The organism is Fusibacter sp. JL298sf-3 (assembly GCF_053842995.1).
Genome location: NZ_CM132608.1, coordinates 839,767 through 860,188, shown reverse-complemented (window position 1 = coordinate 860,188; position 20,422 = coordinate 839,767). Strand labels below are relative to the sequence as shown.

Sequence of the window (20,422 nt, the reverse complement as noted above, 5' to 3'; positions counted from 1 at the left end):
TATGCTTTCGTATACCGATGTTTTCAAAGCTGTTTCGAAAGTTTATGCGGAAACAACTTGCCGGTGCAGACATTTGGAAAAGTGTTATTTTAGCAGATGACGATAAACATTTTTTATGGACATTTCAAAGTGCTTGCGGAAAGACACTTGTGGCTATTTTGAGTGTCCAAATATTTGCGAAGTGTTCTGTTCTTGCGATTGGATTATGTATGAAGGAATTCGTCAAATCACCTTTGACCGCAATCAAACACTGGGAGAAAATGGTGAGAGATGTGATTTTCGCTTTTCTTTTTTTTAATAAGTTCTGTCTACTTTTTAAGTTTTCTCGTATTATGTGTTACCATTGATTTTATACCAGCCAGTTGAAAGTCTAGTCGTGAAAGGGCTCTACACTTGTACGATGCTTTAGAATTGGCGTTGTCTCTTAGGCTTAAAAACAGGCGTATGAGCAAGCATTTACACCAATAATCAGAGGGTTCAGAAAAGCGCTTCTTCTCCGCATAAAGAGAAAAAGAGGCGCTTTTCTGCGTATAGAACGGCACCGAGGGTATAATAGAACTGTTTTAAAAAAATAAATAAGGAGTGTTGGACAATAATGAAAAAGAAAAACTGGAAAAATCCATTGAGGCACATGCGGCAAAGAACAAAGTTGAGCTTGGGGTTTTCAATGGTTGTGGTGTTGATTATTTTAAGTGCAGCCGTAACGTATGTGAATCTGGGTAAGATGGATGTCCAGGTTGCTATATTCGATGACATCGTCAACGCCGACAAAGAACTTAGTTTGGCGCGTATCGAGCAGTTGCGCTTTGAGGTGACGTCTGATGCGGCATCTGCTGCAATGGTGTACGATCACATCGATAAAAGTGTGTCTAGCGTGCAGACGGCGCAGTCGATGATGCTCTCTGAAACCAACCGGAACAATGCGGCGAACATGGTGGCGGGACTATCGTCCTACAAAGCCAACTTTGAAACCTTTGTCGGCCTAGCAGAGCAGAAAGCCGAGATTGGAAAAGTCCGTTCAGAGGCAGCAAAAGATGCTATGGAACACATACACAGCACCATGAGCGAAGAAGCGGCATACATTCGTGGGTTAGAAGACCCCGCGGCGGTGAAGGAGAGTTACGCCAAATACTTAATGTTGCAAGAGGCGACAGAGTATTTTATGGAAGCGCGTATTGTGGCCAATCGCTACGCAAAAGATGAGACAGAAGCCCTAGCTGCCGAGCTCGGTCAGTTGGTTGGAAAGTCAGAGGATAAGTTTAACGAGGTGCTGAAGGTGATTCAATCGGATACGGTGCGTCAGGAGACAGAGGGTGCGCTGGAAGCGGTGTTGTTATACAAGATGCAGTTTGATGCTTATAACGACGTGGTGAGGGCTCAAGACGATATTCGACGTGACATGTACGAGAGCGCTCAAGTCGTTGCCGAGATTGCTGAAGTCATCAATGATGGCGTCAATGACTATCTAACGAGCGTGCAAATGGCCGCTAACACACGCAATATTCAACTGGTAATCATTGCTCTGATCATTAGCGTCCTCGTCGCCTATATTGTGACGCGGAGCATTACCAAACCACTGAGTGAAATTGTATCGATTATGGGCTCTGTATCGGACTATGATTTGAGTAGAAATCCCGATCCAAATTTGGTGGCACAGCGGGATGAAATGGGACAGTTGGCTCAAGCGGTGGAAAAGATTCTGGAAAACATGCGCGCTATTTTGGTGCGAATATCCGATAACGCCACCACACTTGAATCGGCATCGGTCAATCTGGCGCAGACGAGCAATGTAACTTCTAACAGTGCTATGGAGGTCGCCAAAACCGTCGAGGAAATCGCCATGGGTGCCAGCGATCAGGCGAAGCAAACAGAAGACGGCGTTTGGAATGTTTCCGAACTGGATAAACTGATCGTCAACGAGCGCAAGCAAGTAGGTGATCTCATAGGGGCTGTTGACCAAGTCATGGTGTTGAAAGAAGAGAGCACGCAAATTGTGGAGGACCTCGTCGTCGAGACAGAAAAGAGCAACCGTGCAACGGGCTCCGTTCAGCAAATTGTTAAAGAAACCAATACGAGCGCCGCTAAAATTGCCGAGGCGAGCGCTATGATTAAGAGCATTGCGGACCAGACCAACTTGCTCGCACTGAACGCGGCGATTGAGGCGGCACGCGCCGGCGAAGCCGGTAGAGGCTTTGCTGTCGTCGCTGAAGAAATTCGCAAGTTGGCCGAGCAATCGACAGATTTTACAGAAGACATTTCGGCGACTATTGGCGAGCTTATGCGCAAGGCGGAAGAAGCGGTGATCACCATGGATGATGCCAAGGGCATTATAGAAACACAAGCCAAGAGCGTCGGAAAAACCAATGACAAATTGACGGGCATCGCCGATGCCATGGAATCAATGAAAGCCGTTATGCACACGTTGCAAGAGAGCGGTTATGAAATGGAAGAGAAAAAGAATCAGCTCATCGGCGTCATGGAAACCCTATCGTCGACGTCAGAAGAAAATGCGGCAGGTTCTGAGGAGATTTCCGCTACGGTGGAAGAACAGACAGCAGCTATTCACGAGCTCAACCGAGCCACTGAAAACCTAACAGAACTTGCAAAAGGTCTAAACGACATCGTCAATACATTTAAATTGTAATGCAGTAGAGCGCGCCGCAAAGAGTATGTGGCGCGCTTTTTTTTAGTTAATAACAACACTGAGGCGAAAGGATGTCTTGATACGATTGACACACCTTTATTGTTAGAAAAATTAGAAAGTTGTGCAAAGTTAACTGGTACTGTGCAACGACACCACATTGCTGTAAACGCTTTTAAGCGCGATAATTAAAGTGAAGGAGGGGACATGCAAAATAGAGAACGTGCAATTATCCTTTATTTCCTCAACCACGAATCTGTTTCGTTTGAAACTTTGTTAAAGCATTTTGGCGTTTCGAGAAGAACGCTGTATTACGATTTATCCAAAATCAACAAACGCATTGAACCCTATGGAGAAATCATTAAAGTCGATGCCCACTACAAGCTTATTGGAGATGTTCGCCCTATAGAAGCGCTTTTTTTAAAAGACGCCGGTGATGATTTTCAGCGGTACTTAGAGTATGAAGCCCGTCGGGAGAAAGTGCTCACAGCGCTGTTGACGAGCCAAATGGTAGATCGAGCAGAGCTGGCGCGGGAGATGCTGATTAGCGAGTCCACAGTTGTTCAAACCATAAAGAAACTCAAGGGCGAACTCAGCGAAGAAGGGGTCTCTTTGTATTACGATAACGGCTACAAGCTCAAGGGCGACGAAGTGGCAATACGCGCTTACTTTTTAAAGCGGATCGTCCCTAAAATCGAGGGGATGGAAGCGAGCGAAACCGTTGAACAGTTTAACCGGGCTGGGGATTTGCAGTTAACGGACTTTGCGAAGGTCGTTCTCCGTCGTTTTCTCGATTTCCTCATCAGGAGGCTCTCAGAAGGCTGTTGCCTAACGAAGTGCCAGTTGTATGAAAGCGCAACGGCGTTGCCGTACCACCCTTTAGTGGCGACTTTGTTACCCACTGGTGCTGGGCACTGCGAACACTGCTACTTAACAGCATACATCAGCACGCTTCCTAGCCTTAAAGCCACCGTTCCCAATCAAAAAAGTGTGGCGCTTGCGGAAACGCTACTGCTGGAAGTGGAGCAACGGGTCCTCATCGCCTTTAACAACAAGCGCGAATGTCTAGAGAGCTTGGCGCGGCACCTCAGGGCGTCTTTCTATCGCATTAAGTTTCATTTTCCGGTAACCAATCCGCTGGTGGAAGAAATTAAGCTGCGCTACGAGCTGCTGTTCAAGTTAATCGCCAATATCTTTCAGACGAGTGTGAAGCTCAGTGAACTCAAGGGGATTGAGGAAGATGAAATCGCATTTATCGTCTCTTACATCGGTGCCTACATCGAACGCGATGCGTTAGAGGTGTTTGAGAAAAAGCGTGTCGTCATCGTGTGTCCCAATGGCATCACCGTGACGCGGACACTGCAGTATCAAATTGAAAACCATTTCCCACAGATGGAAATCGTAGGGGTCATGTCGTATTCAGAGTTTAAGAAACGCCCGCCGGAAGATGCCGACTGGGTGATTTCTACAATGGACATTGAAGGGCGAAAGCGCATGATTCACGTCAATCCGATTCTTAGAAACAGCGATTTGTCGCGCATCAGTCAATCGATTTTCAAAGCGCCGTTTAAAAGAGGAAGCGCTGATGTAGGCGAACTGATTGAAACGTTTCAGCGCTATGGAACTGTCGACGATTTAGAAGGGTTGACACAAGCGCTTTACAAACATTTGTATAAGACGACTATAGAAAAGAGGGGTTATATTATGTTAAAAGACTTGTTGGTTCGAGAGCATCTCCAACTGACCGATTCAGTTAGCAATTGGCGGGAAGGGATTCGCATGGCGGCAGTACCGCTCCTCGAAAAAGGCGCAATTGAACCGAGGTATGTCGAAGCCATGATTGAAGGTGTTGAGAAGTTCGGCCCATACATCGTTCTCACCGATTATTTTGCCTTTGCACATGCACGCCCTGAGGACGGTGTCAATGAGGTGTCGATGTCACTTTTAAAAGTCGATAACGCCTTTGATATGTTGGGCAAGCCGGTAAAAATCATCGTCGTCTTGGCGGCAACAGATAACTCTAAACATTTGAAGGCATTGGCGTCGCTGACAGAACTCTTTATGGAGGCATCCAATGTGGAGCAACTCGCCGCGGCGCATTCAGTGGAAGAACTGTTGACATTAATTGAACACTATTCTTAAGAAAGGGGGGATACTATGAAACTGTTGGCAGTATGCGGTTTCGGCGTCGGATCTTCAATGGTGCTTAAAATGACACTTGAGAAGGCGGCACGACAGCTGGGGGTGGAAGTAGACGTTGAAAACGCAGACATTACGTCGGCAAGGGGCATACCTTGTGACGCCATTTTCACATCGGCAGAACTCGCTGTGACGTTGAAAGACGAAGTGAAAGTACCGGTATTACCGGTAATGAAGTACATGGATATCAAAGAAGTCAAAAGTCAGTTGGAGAAGCTTTTATAGGAGGGTATTATGGGGCAAACAGTGATTCAATTTATCATTGACAACATCTTTAGAAATCCGCCGATATTGTTAGGACTTATTGCGGCACTGGGGTTAGTGCTTCAGAAAAAGGATTTCGGGAATGTCATCAAGGGGTCCATGCTTGCGGCATTTGGCATGTACATCTTGCAACAGGGGACGGGGCTACTGGTCAACGCCATCCTGCCGATTAACATCTTATTTCAAAATTTCAGCGAAGCCGGCGCAACACAGGCGCTGACGGACACGTACATCGCCGAGTACGGCGGTGCAGTGGGTACCGCCATGGTGCTGGGCTTTGTCATCCACTTGCTCATCGCTAGATTCACGAAAATCAAAGTCATCTTTTTAACCGGACACTTTTTGTGGTGGTTCCCGTTCATCTTTGTAGCAGCAGGGGTTGAAGCCGGTCTAAACGGCGTTGTACTCGTGGTGTTCGGTGCGGTATTCTCGGCACTTTATTGGTCGATTATGCCTTGGATACTAAGAAAATACGTCTTTGCCGTAACCGAAGACGATTCGTTTACATTAGGTCACCCTTCTGGTATCTTGTCGTTGATTTCAGGGACAGTAGCCAAATGGGTAGGCAACAAAGAAAAATCGACAGAGTCTTTAAATCTACCAAAGGGGTTGTCGTTCTTTAAAGAAGTGTCCATTATGGGCGGCACCGTCATCCTCATCATGTTCATCGTCCTCGGACTCGTCGTACCGGATGCCTTTGCCGACAGCGGCAAACCACTGTTCTTCTACGCTTTTGATCAAGCGCTGATGTTTGGTGCAGGCCTAATCATTATGCTTCAAGGGGTTCGCATGTTGGTCAATCAGATTATTCCAGCGTTCCAGGGGATTTCTGAAAAGCTCGTTCCCAATGCCATTCCGGCGTTGGACTGTCCGATTTTATTCAATTACAAGCCCAATGCGGCAATTATCGGTTTTGTCGTCGCCATGGCAATTTCCACCGTCCTTATCATTATCGCCAACATCACCGGGCTGTTTGGAGTCATTTTGATTCCTCTGGTAATTACCAGCTTCTTTGAATGTGGAACTGCGGCTGTTATCGGCGAAGGCCAAGGCGGTCTAAGGGGGGCGGTAATAGGAACCTCTGTGGCCGCAGTGTTTATGGTGGTGTTCGTAGGTCTTTCAGCTGTGGTGTATTCGACGACGATTCAAGACTGGATTCTTATTTTCGGCGGCAACGGGTTGTCGTTTTTCGGTTCATTGGCCGAACTCGTCGGCAAACTCATCGGTACTGTTCTCTAAGGTAAAGGAAAGGTGACACAATGCATTTCAAGTATTTTGACGAAATTAGAAAGCGCCTCGACCTAGTAGAAACCTGCGAAGCGGGCGCAATTGAAAGTGCGGTGGACGCCATTGTCGGCAAGATTTTGTTAGGGCGTCAGCTGTTTGTTTTCGGTGCCTCACACGCCGGCATTATCACCGAAGAACTCTTTTATAGAGCCGGCGGATTGGCGCTTTTCAACCCGGTACTTGAACCGGCCATAATGCTGGATACAAAACCGGTGACCAAGACGTCACAAATGGAAAAACTCGAAGGCTACGGCGAAATTATTTTCGACAATTTGCCGTTTAGAAAAGGCGATCTCATCCTCATTCATTCAGTTTCAGGTCGCAATCCCGTGGCCATTGAAATGGCGTACAAAGCAAAGGAAGCCGGTGGCTGCGTTATCGCTTTAACCAACCTGGCTTATTCGAAGAGCGTGTCGTCGAGACACACTTGCGGCAAGAAACTCTACGAACTCGCGGATATTGTGCTCGACAATCACGGCGATATTGGCGACGCCTGCATAGCCATTGAGGGCATGGCGCAAAAAGTGGCGCCCACATCGACGGTTATCGGTGCGGCAATTGTCAACACCATTGTCTCGGAAGTTGCCGCAACCCTTGCAGCCAGTGGTATTGTCCCACCGATTTTCCACAGCGCCAACATCGACGGCGGAATGGCGCACAATGAGAAGATTTTCGAAAAGTACCAATCGGTTATCCATTATCAAAAATAGTTCGGGAGGTTTTATGATTAAACATCACTTAAAAGTTGTCGATGAAATGGGCATACACGCACGACCTGCCAGTACAATTGTCGCAAAGGCCATGCCTTTTGATTCGGAGATGCTTTTGAAACTTGGCGACAAACAGGCGAACTTGAAATCAATTATGCAGGTTCTCAGTTTGGGAATTGGCCACGGAGAGACTGTTGAAATCAGCATTTCGGGTTCAGATGAAATCGAAGCGTCTTCAAGCTTGGTAGAAGCACTCACGCAATCGCAACTCTTTGAATTGATTTAACCAAAACAACAGCGCCGGCAGGCGCTGTTGTTTTGGTGGGGACGGTTCTTTTGTGCCATTTGCTGTATCCCATAGCGTTAGAAGTGCCGGAACAGGCGGGTTCGAGGCGTACGGGACATTATACGCTTTAGACGCTGTGAGCGATGTGCCCTATGGTAGTGACGGCAAGTGCCTGTGGACAGCCCCTTTTGAGAAAGGCGCTGTTTGCAAGTGGTTAGAGCGGTAGAGGTGTCTAGCAATTGTAAAAAATTAGTCGGTTTCGGCACAAAAGAACCGTCCCCCTTTAATGCGACACATCCAGTAGACAAACGGTGTGTCGATGATGCTTGTCATAATCTTGATGATATAAGAAAACCAAAAGATTTCGAGCACAACGGACGCGGGGACGACGCCGACAAAGGCGATAAGGGTAAAGAGCGCAGTGTCCACCGCTTGACTGATGAGTGTGCTGCCGTTGTTGCGCACCCAAAGGGGCTTAAACTTGGATTTGATTCGATCAAACAGGTACACGTCGAGCGTTTGGCTGACGAGGTAGGCCACGAGAGAGCCCAGTGTAATACGCGGTAAGAGTGAAAAAAGCGTCTCCAAAGCCCCTTGTGAAAAATCGTGGGCATTGGGGGTAAAAAGCAGTGCCGTCTGCGTAATAAATGTAAACGCCACCATCATGACAAAACCGATATACACCGCTGTTTGGGCTTTTTGACGTCCGTATTTTTCATTGATTAGGTCTGTAGCTAGAAAAATACTGCCGTACATCACATTGCCCAAAGTGGCATTGATACCGAATAAATCCACCATTTTGACCACCTGAATGTTGGCCGCTACAATGGCAAAGCCAATCCATACATATAAGCCGGTGAGACCGAACAGTTTGTAGACGCCGACCAGCATGCCAAATTGCATTAAAATAAATACCACCCATAACAGTTCGTTAGACATCTGCCCCTCCTACACCAAAATCAGTATTGTGCCACAAAATTTCAATTTTGGGGCTGGTTTCGAGATGTGCGAAGTGTTCGGAGAACCATTGGATCAGTTCTGGATCGGCCTTGATGTCTGTGCGATTGTTCGTGTAGACATTGACGCAACCGTGATCAAAATGGGTTTGCAGCAGCTCCATATCCCGAGCAATCATAGCTTTCGTCTGACCTTTGATGCCGACCATTAGGCAAACTGACGAAAAGAACTGTGCAATTTGAGCGGGGTCATGAGCGGGCATGCCCTTGTTCAGCACACGGGTTCTGAAGTCCGAGTCAAAGGTTTCGACACCACACTTGAACACGATTTTGGCATTAAAAAAGTTCCGAAATGCGTCCAGCCGATGACGGTATCTGTAGTGACTCTCAAAATACAGAACGTCGATCTCCTTGGCATCTGCAACGTTCTGAATGTCTTTAAGCGTTTCGGCCGGCAATTCGAAACAACTGCCTGAATTGATGATTTCCAGTTTCTTGTAGCGCCCCTCAACAGCGTGAAGAAGGGTTCTGTTAAAGGCGACAATAGCGTCGACATCGGTTTCGTTGTCGTCGATATAATCGCAAAAGGTGCAATTTCCCCATGCACAGGGGGTAGACTTGAGGAGAACAATCTCCCGCGGGTTCTTTTGTTCGATAACACTGTATCGTTTCATAACAATCAACTCCTTGTTTTTTATAGTGGGTACCAAGTAAACACTCCTAAAGACGCTATTTAGTATATCACAGTTTGATATGTTGTAAACAATCATATTCTAATCACATTGTAGGGCTATACTAAAGACAAATAGAAAATAGGAGGTGTAGAGATGATGCTGTTGTGGCCATTATTAATCGTCGGTATTGTTTATTATTTCTATAACAATGGGCAACCAAGGCAGAGGCGAGAGGCATTAGAGTCCCCGGAAGAACTGCTAAAAGCGCGGTTTGTCAGAGGTGAAATCGACGAAGAAACTTACTTAAAAATGAAAGCAGTGTTGAAATAATTGGGAGGTGAAAGTCAATGCATGGTAACTGGATAGGCGGCGGATGTCCGTTTTTCAGCGGGTTTGGGTACTTCGGATTGTGGCACATTCTCGTACTCATCGGTTTGGTGGTCGTCGTGGTATCGCTTGTAATGCTCTTTAAAAATAAGACTACACGTAGCGAGGGCGAAGCACTGGAAACACTTAAAATGCTCTATGCAAAGGGCGAGATTACAGAAGAAACGTACTTGAGTCGAAAGGGCGTACTTGAGAGAAATGAGGCAGAGAAATGAAGAAAAAATACATGATTGGATTGATAGCGGGTGTGCTGCTCGTCGTTGTAGGCACCATTGGCATGGGCTTTAGCAACGTCTCAAACAGACGGTATGTACCGATGCGCGATAGCGGCTACAGCCGCGATTTCCCAGACCGCGATGGCGGTTGGGGCCGGTGTCATGACGATTGGAACAACAGGTAATGAGAAGCGTAAAAGAGCGGTGGGCGGCTTTTTTAAAGCGCCTCGCAACGCAAAATAAAAAGACTTATGGAGACGGCGGTGTCGACTGTTGCAAAGCCAATCGTATAAGCAATCAAAAAGAATAGACACAACTGGAAGGGCCGCTTGAAGCGGCCCTTTTTGATGGAGATGATTGACAGCTTAAAGAGAGGAATGCATGGCGCAAAGGTTTGTTGCGCCGTTCATTTAAGAGGTAACCAAAGCGTTCATTGCGGCCTCGCTGTTGACGAGCCCATGACCGTACCCTTTGGCATCGTCAATCTTTTCAGCGGTGCTGGTCAATGCTTCTCGAATTTCTTTTAGAGAGGCATCGGGTTTGACAGAAAGCATCAAACCGACGACGCCTGTCACGTGTGGCGTAGCCGTTGAGGTACCGCTGTATTTGTCTTCACCATTACCTGGAGTGGTACTGATGCCGTCGCCATAATTTGAAAAGTACGATCTAGACTTTTTAGAATCGACGGATCCCACTGCAATAACAGAATCGTAGCGCGTGGGGGAACGTATTTCGTTCCAATTGTCGTTACCGGACACGGCTACGGGGATAGCGCCTTTGCTAACAGCGTAGTTACAAGCGTCTTCTACCCCTTTAGAAGGTAGTGTTCGAAAAGACATGTTGATGACATCCGCACCTTGGTCAGCGGCAAGCACAATGCCCTTAATAATCCAATAGGCAGTAGAGCTCCCGTAGTCATCAAACACTCTTACCGGGAAGACTGTTGCTTTGTGCATAATACCTGTAAGGTTGCCGTTTGCGGCAATGGTGCCTGCTACGTGGGTGCCGTGTCCCAAGCCGTCCATCGTGTCGGTTGCGTCGTCAGAGGTGAAATTTTCACCTTAACTCGTGTCGACATTTTTTTCAAGTCTTTGTGTCTGGCGTCGATCCCCGAGTCTACAACTGCAATTTTAACGTCTTTAGAGCCGGTGGTGGTTTTCCAAGTCTGCGGTACTTTAATCATTTCATAATGCCATTTTGTTTGTCGGGAACTTCCCTTTGGACTTGTGGGAGGGGTTCAAACAATTTTACTGGTTTATCGGCATAAAGTCGTCCCAAAAGGCGTCTTTCACCGAGAACCCTTCCATATCGCCCATAGTTCTCAAAGTTCTTTGCTCCGAAAATTTTACTGATACAATTAGTTCGTTGCTTACAGTGTCATTGTTGTTCTCAGGTGGTTGGGGAGAGACCCCAAACGCCAGTGATGTCAATAGCAGACATAACACGAGCCCCATTGCAAAGCGTTTTTTCATTACACGTACTCCTTTCTTCAATAGACAAGTTGACGATAAGATGACTTGGTGCCAAAAGCCTCTCTATTAAGCCTTCACTAATGTAATGTAACCAGCTATAAAAAAAGGGACATTTTTCTTAAATAAATATTGTAAATTTTTACTCCTAAAAAAAGACTGTTTCAAAACGCGCAGCAATGTTTTGAAACAGTCTTTAAAATTATACAAAGGTAATGTTGCCACCAGTCATGTCGGCAATGCGTACGAGCGCTTTCACATCGAGTCCGAGTTCTCGCATGGCGTCTCCACCACGTTGATTGGCTTTTTCAATGACCACACCGGCACCGGTCAGCGTCGCACCGGATATTTTCACGATTTCGCAAAGGCCTTTCATTGCCTCGCCGTTGGCGAGAAAGTCGTCGAGGATTAAGACTTTATCCGACTGCGACAGGTAGTTTTTAGAAACGCGGATTTTGTAAGTTTTTTCTTTCGTATACGAGTAAACAGAGCCCTCGTATGTGTCTTTGTCAAGATTTAAGGATTCGGTTTTTTTTGCGAACACGACGGGTACATTGAAATATTGTGCGGCAATCGCGGCAATAGCAATCCCCGATACCTCTGCCGTGAGTATTTTGGTCACTTCACAGTCTTTAAAGTGTTCTTTGAAAGCCTTTCCAATGGCGTTTAACAGAGGAATATCCAGCTGATGGTTTAAAAAGCTGTCGACTTTTAAAATGCGGTCGTCGACAACGCGGCCTTCTTCTAATATGCGTTTTTTTAGCAGTTCCATATTTTCTCCTTGGTCTATAGTGAGGTTCGACTGCGGTAAAACGGCGCTTGAAAAGACGCGTTCGTACCGTAGTCGAGCCGTTTACGGCAGCTCGGTAGAAACCTGTGGCCCCTATTGCCACAATTATACGATAGTGCTTTTATTTTATATGAAAGCCGCTGTGAAATCAAGCGATGCAAAGAAACACTTTTCGCTTTTGACAGACTGTGGTAAAATGATAGATATTCTAACAAGGAGAGCATATATGGACAAAGTACTATGGATAGTAGGTATTTTACTTGTCGTCGGTGTCGTTGGTTTTGTGGCGTTTACGTTTTTTAGAAAACGCGCCCAAGAAAAAGTCTTCGGCCAAATTTACAGAGACATTCAAATGGTGCCAAAGGCAAAACGCAGAGGTATCGTTCTGTTGATGTTTAAGGAGTCGATGGAAAACGCGGCAAAGAAGAAACACGCTTCAGCGGTCGGCGCCAAGTTTCAAAATCCTAAATATCTCGAAATTCAACTTAAACAAATGAATACGCTGTTAAAGAATCCCGATAAAGCTGAAGACAAAGTGACCCAAAAGGCGCTTGCGCTGTTTAGTCAATACGAAGCTTGGGAAAGACAAAAAGCAGCCTAACACCTATCCCTGAAAAGGGATTTTTTATTGAAAGCAGGTGAACGTATGACATCTTACAAGGAATCCGGAAAGTTTAATGTGGCTAGAGTGTTTTGGATGCTGTTGCTCTCTAGTGCACTGACATTACCATTTGCCGGGATATACAGTTGTGTCATTACCTATATACCGTTTGTGTACTTTAACGGTATTGTGACTGCGATTTATGGGGTTATTGTCGGCTTTATCGTTCTAAGTGTCGGTAAAAGTGCGCATATTAGAAACCATAAGGTTATGAAACTAGTAGGTACGGTTGTGAGTTTATTTGCTGTGTATGCTCAGTGGGTGTTTTGGCTTAAGTTGCTTTCAAACGACGTCTGGATTTTGAATCCACTCGATGTTTTGAAGGCCATCAAGGCCATTTTGCCTACAGGCACTTGGGGGCTAGGCACTCGCGGGTCGATACCAGTAAGAGGGATTTTCTTGGCGCTTGTGTGGCTGGTTGAAGCAATAGCTATTGTAGTTTTTTGCCTTTCTACGGCGACACTTAAGGAGGTGTACTGTGAACGCTGTAAGCGTTGGGTGAAGGAAGAAACTAAAGGGTTTTGCCGAATGCCGGAGGAGTTTGACGCTTTTAAAAGAGTGTTGTCATCAGGCGACATGTCATGTCTCGACGATCTTGAAGTCGTTAAGCCGGAAGAGGAAGGGTACTATCTTGAGTTTACATTTGGGCTATGCGCTGAGTGCAAAGAAGTTGGTCGATTGACGTTGAGTAAGCTGGAATACTATCTCAATTCAAAAGACAAACTGAAAAAGTCATCTGAAACTGTTTTAGAAATGATGGTGATTGACAAGGCGCAGTACGATGCCTTTAAAGCGCGCTTTTAGGGACGGTTCTTTTGTGCCGGAATCGCCTTGTATTTACCATTTTACCCAACGGCTCGCTAGGCGCAACCTTTGCAAAATGGCGTTTCTTCACCGAGGCCCTTAACAAGCACTTATCGCCGCCACGACCTGTGGCTCGACGCACTGTAGCCATCAAACATACAGTGCCCCGTGCGGCTGAAACAGCCTGTAGCAGTCCTTTTAACTGTATGAATCACGTGGGATGGCACAAAAGAACCGTCCCTCTGTGACGGCGACACACTTTATCGAACCCCCAAGCGCTCCAATGCGCCTGGGGGTTTGTTTCACTTTGTCGAGCAAAGCGACAAAAGGGGACGGTTCTTTTGTGCCGGAATCGCCTTGTATTTACCATTTTACCCAACAGCTCGCTAGGTGCAACCTTTGCAAAATGGCGTTTCTTCACCGGGGCCCATAACAAGCACTAGTCGCCGCCACGACCTGTGGCTCGACGCACTGTAGCCGTCAAACATACAGTGCCCATGTGCGGCTGAAACGGCCTGTAGCAGTCCTTTTAACTGTACGAGTCACTTGGGATGGCACAAAAGAACCGTCCCTTTGTGACAGCGACACACTTTATGTGTTGACAGAAGTAAAAGAAAGGGTTAAACTGATATTATCAAATGGATAATATCAAAAACGGAGGCAACTTAATGAAAACGGGAAAGACTGACCAAGAACTGAAAACGTTTCTTAAAAATTACGATCCCGACAAATATGAAAAGCCGTCTGTAACCACCGATGTCGTCATCTTTGCCATAGACGACGAAGCGGTTCGAAACAAGCGCAAAAATGCCATTGTCCATCTACAGGTGTTGTTGGTCAAAAGGCGCAACCACCCTTACAAAGATTATTGGGCACTGCCCGGCGGCTTTGTTCCCATTGGTGAGGGGCTCGAGGTATCTGCCAAAAGAGAGCTGAGAGAAGAGACCAATGTTCAGGATATTTACATCGAGCAGCTCTATACTTGGGGTGACGACACCAGAAGGGATCCGCGTATGCGCGTTATCAGCGTGTCGTATTTGGCGCTCATCGACAAGCGGGCGCAAAACATCTTAGCCAGTGACGACGCACAAGACGTCAAGTGGTTTACAGTTAAAGCGGCGACAGAAGCCGAACAAAGTGCCGGTAGAAGAACGGTGACGACGCGTTATTGTCTCACCTCTGAAGACGGCGTCGATACGGTGACCTTTGACGTCTACAAGCGCATAACGCGACACAAAGCCACTCAGACAAAGACGGCGAGTCAGTGCAATGGAAACGACACGCCAATTGGCTTTGACCACGGTAAAATCATCGATTACGCCATTGAGCGCCTGAGAAATAAAATTCTCTACACACCGATTGCATTTAACCTCGTCCCCGAGGTGTTTACGTGGTCTTACCTGCAAGCAGCTTATGAGGCCATTTTGGACACGCCGCTAATCGCGTCGAACTTTAGGCGGAAAATGCAGGGCTTTGTCGAAGAAACCGGCGCCTTTGAGGCGGGCAAGCAGATGCGCCCCGCCAAATTGTACAGGCAGAAACTCAACTGGGATTCGTGGGAGTAAAGGAGGGGCTATGAGGACGATTCGTGAACAAGCAACCGCTTTTGAAGCTTTTGGAGAAGGGCTCAAGGCGCTGCCCGAACTAGACTGGCAGGCGTTCTCAAAGGCGGATACCGCAGTGGTTTTCGTCGACGTGGTGCGCGGCTTTGTCGATTGCGGTGCCTTACAGTCGGAGCGGGCACAGAAGATGCTTCCCGCTGTAAAATCACTGGACGAGATAACACTGGGGTATAAGAAGCTCTATTTTGTCGACGCGCACCCAAGCGATGCGGAGGAGTTCGGCGCGTACCCGCTGCATTGTGTCAGCGGAACAGAGGAAACGGCGTTTGCTCTGCCTTTTGACCTCTCGCGATCAGAGGTCACCGTCGTTGAAAAGAACTCTGTCAACGGCTTTTTCGCACCGGCTTTTCAAAAATGGCTCAAAGCCCATCCTGAAGTGACGCGTTTTGTGGTCGCCGGACTCGTGACAGACATCTGCGTTATGCAGTTTGCATTGACGCTAAAAGCGTATTTTAACCAGCAGAATGTAGGCGCTGAAATCGCCGTGCCCGTACAGGCCGTCGAAACCTTTCACCTTGAAGCCACTCACCACTACGCAGAATTGATGCAGCTGTTCGCACTTTACAACATGCAAATGAACGGCATAGCCCTATACAGATAATAATTTTAGGAGGCCACTATGACACATCTCGATTGGACATCGGATCAAAACCTCGCACTGCTCTTCGATTTTTATGAAGCCACCATGACCAACGGCTACTTGTACAACGGCGACGGCGATGCCAAAGTGTATTTTGACTACTTTTTCAGAAAGGTACCGGACAAGGGCGGTTTTGCCATTACAGCTGGATTGGAGCAATTTCTCGATTACCTGCTGAACATGCACTTCTCTGAGAGCGATCTCGAAACGTTTAAGACAAAGGGCCTTTTTTGCGACGCGTTTATCGACTTCTTGAGAAACTTTAAGTTTACAGGTGATGTTTGGGCAGTTCCCGAGGGAACACCGGTCTTTCCAAACACGCCGATTGTCACCATAGGCGCGTCGATACTGGAGGCACAGATGATTGAAACGTTTTTAGAAGTGTCGCTCAACCATCAAAGTCTCATTGCCACTAAGGCGAGCCGGATTGTGCGCGCTGCCAACGGGAAGCCGGTAGTGGATTTCGGTGCGAGACGCGCCCACGGGGCAGATGCTTCGGTGTATGGGGCCAGAGCGGCGTACATCGCCGGCTGCTTGGGCACCTCAAACTACCTGGCACATGTGCGCTTCGGCATTCCGGTGCTGGGCACCATGGCGCACAGCTGGGTACAGTTCTACGGTACCGACGAGTTGGCGTTTGAAAAGTACAAAAACGCATACCCTGAAAAAGCCGTGTTCCTCGTGGACACGTTCAATACATTGAAGTCCGGTGTGCCTTCTGCCATTCGCGTCTTCGACACCATGTCGGAAACGGCGGCCAAGGGCATACGCATTGACAGTGGCGATCTCAACTACTTGTCAAAAGAAGCGCGTCGAATGCTGGACGCCGCCGGTCATTCATCGGTTCAGATAACGGTGTCCAATGCGCTGGACGAGTATAAAATCAGAGAACTGGAGCTCCTCGGGGCGCCTATTGACAGTTACGGAGTGGGCGAACGCATGATTACGGCACGTTCTGAGTCGGTCTTTGGCGGTGTCTACAAGCTCGTCGCCGTCGAGACGAACGGCGTACTCTCGCCGCGCATCAAGATTTCTGAGGACGATGTCAAGGTGACCAATCCCGGTTTGAAAGAGGTTTGGCGCCTCTACGACAACAAGACGGGCAAAGCCTTTGCAGATTTGTTGACGTTAAAGGGGGAGACTGTGGCGCCGCCTTACAAGCTGTTTGACGAGTTTATGCCGTGGAAGAACAAGACATTTACCGACTTTACAGCTAAGAAGTTGCAAGTTCAGGTGGTGGAAAACGGCGTTTGCATTTACGAGAGGCCTTCTATAGAGGCGATTCGAGACTACTGCGCCGCTGAAATCAAAACGTTGTGGGACGGTTTGCTCAGACTGCAAAGTCCGGACAAATACTTTGTGAACCTCTCGTTCGACCTCTGGGCGCAAAAACGCCAGCTCATTGAAGAGACGGTACATGCTGTCAATGAACGCATTGCGACTTTGGGGGACGGTTCTTTTGAGACAAAAAACGCTTGAAATTACCATAAATGGGCTAAAAACAATTCTGTTGTTTAAGGGCGCCTTAAAAGGTGAAATCGCGTATAGAGGAGATGAAAATAATGATAAAAAAACGAGTAGCAGCAATGGTTTTAGGCGCTGTAATAGCGACTCAAACCGCGGGCTTTTCCGCATCGACCACAGAGATGAAAGAGGTTCAATTGGCCTTAAACGACTACGTGTACAAGCGCGCAGAAGTGGCCGTGGACGAGGCGCGTTTATTGATTCCATTGAGAACGGTTTTTGAGGTTATCGGTGCTGAAGTCCATTGGGACAGTGCCACTCAAAGGATTGAAATTAAAGGAGATTCGACCACGATTCAGCTGGAAATCGACAGCGCGCTTGCGTATGTAAAAGGTGTCCCCGTTGAGTTGGAGGTGCCGGCAAGGCTGGTGTTTTCCGAGCGTCAAAATACCGCTCAGACCATGGTGCCGTTGAGGTTTGTCGCCGAACACTTGGGTGCCGACGTGACCTGGGACGGCGCCTCTCAGACGGTTAATATGGCCAGTGCCGCCTATGGTGACATCGTCGAAAAGTTAAAGGCGAAAGCCGCCGTGTGGTCGCTTGTATTGGCGAATCGCCAAAACCCGCTCACCGAGGGGTACAAGCCGGAGCTCAAAAAGTTATCGAGTGGGTACGCTGTCGACGCCAGAATTTATGAAGCGGTGAATGACATGCTTGCAGACGCTAAAGCAGCGGGCTTGTCGCCCCTTGTATGCTCGGCCTACAGATCCTATGATTCGCAGACGAGACTTTTTGAAAACCAAATTGCGAAGTACGTCAGCCGAGGGTATTCTAAAGCGGCAGCCTATGAAGAAGCGGCTAAGTGGGTGGCAGTTCCGGGGACGAGTGAGCACCAAACCGGTCTCGCCGTGGACATTGTGGCCACGAGTTATCAAGTGCTCAATGAAGCCCAAGAGAAGACGGCAGAGCAGCAGTGGTTGATGGCCAATGCACACCGTTACGGCTTTGTGCTCCGATACCCTAAAGACAAGGTGGCCGTTACGGGGATTTCTTATGAACCTTGGCACTACCGGTATGTGGGAAAAGAAGCGGCGCGTGTCATCTACGAAGGCAAGATGTGTTTGGAAGAGTATTTGGAAACGCTGTAGCACTCGTGTACGGCATTGACCGCAGCGTGATTGTACGAGCCCCTATTGACCGATGGTCGATGGGGGTTTTTTGACACCTAGAGGTTCAGCAGAAAAAAGAAGTTCTACTGATGAGATGTCCTGAAAATGGGGTAACAGTAACCTGTAGACTCTTGTCCTGTATGTTTCACAATTAAAAAGGTTGCTGCGAGACAGGTCGCCAGAAAGGAGCATTTTCATGAAAAAACCCATCATTGTACCGTACTTATGGTTTAACTGCGAGGCGGTTGAAGCCGCTGAATTTTATGTTGAGCAGTTTCCAAACAGCCGTATTATCGGCAGAGATGTCGTCAAGGGGACACCTTCAGGTGACTGCGACGTGGTGTCTTTTGAACTGGGGGGCATGCCGTTTGAGGCCATTAGCGCCGGACCTTATTTTGAGTTCAACCCGGCAGTTTCTTTTATTGTCAACTTCGACCCGTCGATGATGCCGGATGCATCGAGTGCGCTGGAAGCCTTGTGGCAGGCGCTTTCTGATGGCGGTACAGTGCGCATGCCCCTCGATACCTATCCGTTTGCCAAACGGTTCGGGTGGGTAGCGGATCGCTTTGGCGTCAATTGGCAGTTGATGCTAACGGATCCGGAAGGTGACGACAGACCGCTGATTACGCCGAGTTTGATGTTTTCAGATGCGCGGTACGGACAGGCTGAAGCCGCACGTCAATACTACGCAACTGTTTTTGAAGACACACAGCTCGGTACGTTGTTTAAAACCCCTGAGCAAGAGGCGGTCATGTACGCCGATCTCAGGTTGCACAACCTCTGGATGGCGTTTACCGACAGCGCCGGGCCGCATCCCTACACCTTCCACCAAGCAGTCTCTTTTATGGTGAAATGCGAGACGCAGGCGCAAATGGACGCCCTGTGGTCACAACTTTCTGCTGTGCCTGAAGCCGAGCAGTGCGGGTGGCTACAAGACCGCTTTGGTTTGCCTTGGCAAATTGTGCCGAATTGCTTCGACGCTATGATGTACGAGGGGTGCACACGTCAAAAATCCGAACTGACAACCGCTTTTTTGAAAATGAAAAAATTTGATATTGCACCGCTGCAACAGGTGTACACTGAAAGTGCCTGTCCGAGACTTGGCATCCAAACAGAAATTGAGGCGCCTATAGATGAGGTATGGACTTATTGGACTGCCCCTGAGCACATTGTCCACTGGGCCTTTGCCACTGAAGACTGGCATGCGCCACAGGCTGAAAACGACTTGTCGGTAGGGGGACGGTTTTTAACGAGAATGGCGGAGAGAAACGGCAAAAATGCCTTTGATTTTTCAGGGGTTTACACCTATGTCAAGCCAATGAGCCAAATCATCTATTGCCTTGACGACGGGAGAAAGGTCTCCACGGTTTTCAGACCCACAACAGAGGGCGTCGTTGTCGAACAGTTTTTTGAGCCCGATTCGGAGATGCCGGAAGCCCTACAGCAAGCGGGGTGGGAGGCGATTCTAGACAATTTTAAGCGCTATGTGGAAAGCCGGTAATGCTTAAAGATTTTTATATATGACAATAGGTGACATGTTATGTCTGTTATACTGTCTATGTAGAGCGTTTAAGTGCCTTAAGGTGTGGACGACGCGTGGTCTTATTAAGGAGATAGGAGGCTGTTATGGGCAGAGCACAATCGAAAAAAGAGTTGCTGGAAAGCGCACAGATGCGGTTTGAAAAGCTGTGGCGATTGATTGACGGGATGACGCCGCGTCAACTGGAGATGGCATTTGACTTTTCAGGTGATGTGAAAAAGAAGGAAGCCCATTGGCGGCGGGATAAGAATTTAAGGGATGTCCTCATTCATTTGTACGAGTGGCATCAGTTGCTTTTAAATTGGGTGCATGCCAATGTGTCGGGAAAATCTCAGCCGTTTTTACCTGCGCCATACAATTGGAAAACGTATGGTGACATGAATGTCGCTTTTTGGGAAAAGCATCAGGGGACGTCTCTCGACGACGCCAAGAAGTTGCTAAAGGCAAGCCATGATGAGGTGGTGGCTCTGATTGAAGGGTTTGACGACGAGACGCTTTTTACAAAGGGCGCTTTAGCTTGGACGGGAACGACGACTCTGGGGAGCTATTGTGTTTCTGCGACGGCAAGTCATTACGACTGGGCGATGAAGAAACTCAGGGCACATATTAAGCGACTGGCCGGCTAGGGGACAACCGCTTAGCTT

General features: G+C 47.8%; 26 protein-coding genes and 1 riboswitch. Of the genes, 20 read left to right on the top strand and 6 right to left on the bottom strand.

Annotated elements, in window-relative coordinates:
• Positions 1-115: 115 nt before the first annotated feature.
• From ACR6HW_RS04200 to ACR6HW_RS04165, 8 genes are all read left to right on the top strand, one after another.
• Entirely contained in the window at positions 116-298 is a 183-nt protein-coding gene (locus tag ACR6HW_RS04200; RefSeq protein ID WP_455729915.1) for an L-2-amino-thiazoline-4-carboxylic acid hydrolase, read from the top strand.
• Positions 299-631: 333 nt separating this feature from the next.
• Entirely contained in the window at positions 632-2,644 is a 2,013-nt protein-coding gene (locus tag ACR6HW_RS04195; protein WP_455729914.1) for a methyl-accepting chemotaxis protein, read from the top strand.
• Positions 2,645-2,848: 204 nt separating this feature from the next.
• A complete protein-coding gene (locus tag ACR6HW_RS04190) occupies positions 2,849-4,783 on the top strand; it encodes a BglG family transcription antiterminator (RefSeq protein WP_455729913.1) in 1,935 nt (644 codons plus the stop codon).
• 15 nt (positions 4,784-4,798) lie between these two features.
• Positions 4,799-5,065 carry a PTS sugar transporter subunit IIB gene (locus ACR6HW_RS04185; RefSeq protein WP_455729912.1) on the top strand — a complete coding sequence of 89 codons (267 nt, stop codon included), beginning with the start codon at positions 4,799-4,801 and terminating at the stop codon, positions 5,063-5,065.
• 9 nt (positions 5,066-5,074) lie between these two features.
• Positions 5,075-6,343: a PTS ascorbate transporter subunit IIC gene (locus ACR6HW_RS04180; RefSeq protein WP_455729911.1), complete on the top strand. Its 1,269-nt coding sequence runs from the start codon at positions 5,075-5,077 to the stop codon at positions 6,341-6,343.
• Between the two features lie 20 nt (positions 6,344-6,363).
• Entirely contained in the window at positions 6,364-7,101 is a 738-nt protein-coding gene (locus ACR6HW_RS04175) for an SIS domain-containing protein (RefSeq protein WP_455729910.1), read from the top strand.
• A 13-nt stretch (positions 7,102-7,114) separates the two neighbouring features.
• Positions 7,115-7,387 carry an HPr family phosphocarrier protein gene (locus tag ACR6HW_RS04170; RefSeq protein WP_455729909.1) on the top strand — a complete coding sequence of 91 codons (273 nt, stop codon included), beginning with the start codon at positions 7,115-7,117 and terminating at the stop codon, positions 7,385-7,387.
• 52 nt (positions 7,388-7,439) lie between these two features.
• Entirely contained in the window at positions 7,440-7,613 is a 174-nt protein-coding gene (locus ACR6HW_RS04165) for a hypothetical protein (RefSeq protein WP_455729908.1), read from the top strand.
• A gap of 23 nt (positions 7,614-7,636) precedes the next feature.
• On the opposite strand, the gene ACR6HW_RS04160 is transcribed toward ACR6HW_RS04165, so the two are convergent.
• Positions 7,637-8,326, bottom strand: coding sequence for a queuosine precursor transporter (locus ACR6HW_RS04160; protein ID WP_455729907.1), 690 nt, complete (start codon positions 8,324-8,326; stop codon positions 7,637-7,639).
• Positions 8,319-9,017, bottom strand: a complete 699-nt coding sequence (locus ACR6HW_RS04155; RefSeq protein WP_455729906.1) for a radical SAM protein — start codon at positions 9,015-9,017, stop codon at positions 8,319-8,321. The genes ACR6HW_RS04160 and ACR6HW_RS04155 overlap by 8 nt, the downstream gene beginning before the upstream one ends.
• A gap of 153 nt (positions 9,018-9,170) precedes the next feature.
• On the opposite strand from ACR6HW_RS04155, the gene ACR6HW_RS04150 reads away from it, so the two are divergent.
• Genes ACR6HW_RS04150 through ACR6HW_RS04135 form a run of 4 tightly spaced genes read left to right on the top strand, consistent with a single transcriptional unit; the run spans position 9,171 to position 9,929 of the window.
• Positions 9,171-9,347 carry an SHOCT domain-containing protein gene (locus ACR6HW_RS04150; protein WP_455729905.1) on the top strand — a complete coding sequence of 59 codons (177 nt, stop codon included), beginning with the start codon at positions 9,171-9,173 and terminating at the stop codon, positions 9,345-9,347.
• 17 nt (positions 9,348-9,364) lie between these two features.
• Positions 9,365-9,619 carry an SHOCT domain-containing protein gene (locus ACR6HW_RS04145; RefSeq protein ID WP_455729904.1) on the top strand — a complete coding sequence of 85 codons (255 nt, stop codon included), beginning with the start codon at positions 9,365-9,367 and terminating at the stop codon, positions 9,617-9,619.
• A complete protein-coding gene (locus tag ACR6HW_RS04140; protein ID WP_455729903.1) occupies positions 9,616-9,804 on the top strand; it encodes a hypothetical protein in 189 nt (62 codons plus the stop codon). The genes ACR6HW_RS04145 and ACR6HW_RS04140 overlap by 4 nt, the downstream gene beginning before the upstream one ends.
• On the top strand, positions 9,804-9,929 hold the full coding sequence (locus ACR6HW_RS04135; RefSeq protein WP_455729902.1) for an LDCC motif putative metal-binding protein: 126 nt from the start codon (positions 9,804-9,806) through the stop codon (positions 9,927-9,929). The genes ACR6HW_RS04140 and ACR6HW_RS04135 overlap by 1 nt, the downstream gene beginning before the upstream one ends.
• Before the next feature lie 100 nt (positions 9,930-10,029).
• On the opposite strand, the gene ACR6HW_RS04130 is transcribed toward ACR6HW_RS04135, so the two are convergent.
• The 4 genes from ACR6HW_RS04130 to ACR6HW_RS04115 all read right to left on the bottom strand — a co-directional run bounded on the left by ACR6HW_RS04130 (position 10,030) and on the right by ACR6HW_RS04115 (position 11,860).
• Positions 10,030-10,644, bottom strand: a complete 615-nt coding sequence (locus ACR6HW_RS04130; protein ID WP_455729901.1) for a S8 family peptidase — start codon at positions 10,642-10,644, stop codon at positions 10,030-10,032.
• The gene (locus tag ACR6HW_RS04125) at positions 10,614-10,802 is read right to left on the bottom strand and encodes a hypothetical protein (RefSeq protein WP_455729900.1); all 189 of its coding nucleotides are present in this window, start codon (positions 10,800-10,802) and stop codon (positions 10,614-10,616) included. Before ACR6HW_RS04125 ends, ACR6HW_RS04130 begins: the two co-directional genes overlap by 31 nt.
• 64 nt (positions 10,803-10,866) lie before the next feature.
• Positions 10,867-11,091 carry a hypothetical protein gene (locus ACR6HW_RS04120; RefSeq protein ID WP_455729899.1) on the bottom strand — a complete coding sequence of 75 codons (225 nt, stop codon included), beginning with the start codon at positions 11,089-11,091 and terminating at the stop codon, positions 10,867-10,869.
• A 199-nt stretch (positions 11,092-11,290) separates the two neighbouring features.
• Positions 11,291-11,860, bottom strand: coding sequence for a xanthine phosphoribosyltransferase (locus tag ACR6HW_RS04115; RefSeq protein ID WP_455729898.1), 570 nt, complete (start codon positions 11,858-11,860; stop codon positions 11,291-11,293).
• 49 nt (positions 11,861-11,909) lie between these two features.
• Positions 11,910-12,011: riboswitch (purine riboswitch) on the bottom strand.
• 93 nt (positions 12,012-12,104) lie between these two features.
• Here ACR6HW_RS04115 and ACR6HW_RS04110 point away from each other — a divergent pair.
• The 8 genes from ACR6HW_RS04110 (at position 12,105) to ACR6HW_RS04075 (ending at position 20,404) form a co-directional block, all read left to right on the top strand.
• Positions 12,105-12,479, top strand: coding sequence for a hypothetical protein (locus ACR6HW_RS04110; protein ID WP_455729897.1), 375 nt, complete (start codon positions 12,105-12,107; stop codon positions 12,477-12,479).
• A gap of 45 nt (positions 12,480-12,524) precedes the next feature.
• A complete protein-coding gene (locus ACR6HW_RS04105; RefSeq protein WP_455729896.1) occupies positions 12,525-13,343 on the top strand; it encodes a hypothetical protein in 819 nt (272 codons plus the stop codon).
• A 638-nt stretch (positions 13,344-13,981) separates the two neighbouring features.
• Complete coding sequence (locus tag ACR6HW_RS04100) at positions 13,982-14,908, top strand: NUDIX hydrolase (protein WP_455729895.1); 927 nt, start codon at positions 13,982-13,984, stop codon at positions 14,906-14,908.
• Positions 14,909-14,918: 10 nt separating this feature from the next.
• Positions 14,919-15,566 (top strand): cysteine hydrolase family protein, encoded by a 648-nt coding sequence (locus ACR6HW_RS04095; protein ID WP_455729894.1) that lies wholly within the window; start codon positions 14,919-14,921, stop codon positions 15,564-15,566.
• 18 nt (positions 15,567-15,584) lie between these two features.
• Complete coding sequence (locus tag ACR6HW_RS04090; RefSeq protein WP_455729893.1) at positions 15,585-17,084, top strand: nicotinate phosphoribosyltransferase; 1,500 nt, start codon at positions 15,585-15,587, stop codon at positions 17,082-17,084.
• A gap of 83 nt (positions 17,085-17,167) precedes the next feature.
• Positions 17,168-18,217 carry a D-alanyl-D-alanine carboxypeptidase family protein gene (locus tag ACR6HW_RS04085; RefSeq protein ID WP_455729892.1) on the top strand — a complete coding sequence of 350 codons (1,050 nt, stop codon included), beginning with the start codon at positions 17,168-17,170 and terminating at the stop codon, positions 18,215-18,217.
• Positions 18,218-18,434: 217 nt separating this feature from the next.
• Positions 18,435-19,739, top strand: a complete 1,305-nt coding sequence (locus ACR6HW_RS04080) for a VOC family protein (protein WP_455729891.1) — start codon at positions 18,435-18,437, stop codon at positions 19,737-19,739.
• Positions 19,740-19,864: 125 nt separating this feature from the next.
• Positions 19,865-20,404 carry a ClbS/DfsB family four-helix bundle protein gene (locus ACR6HW_RS04075; RefSeq protein ID WP_455729890.1) on the top strand — a complete coding sequence of 180 codons (540 nt, stop codon included), beginning with the start codon at positions 19,865-19,867 and terminating at the stop codon, positions 20,402-20,404.
• The last annotated feature ends 18 nt before the right edge of the window (positions 20,405-20,422 follow it).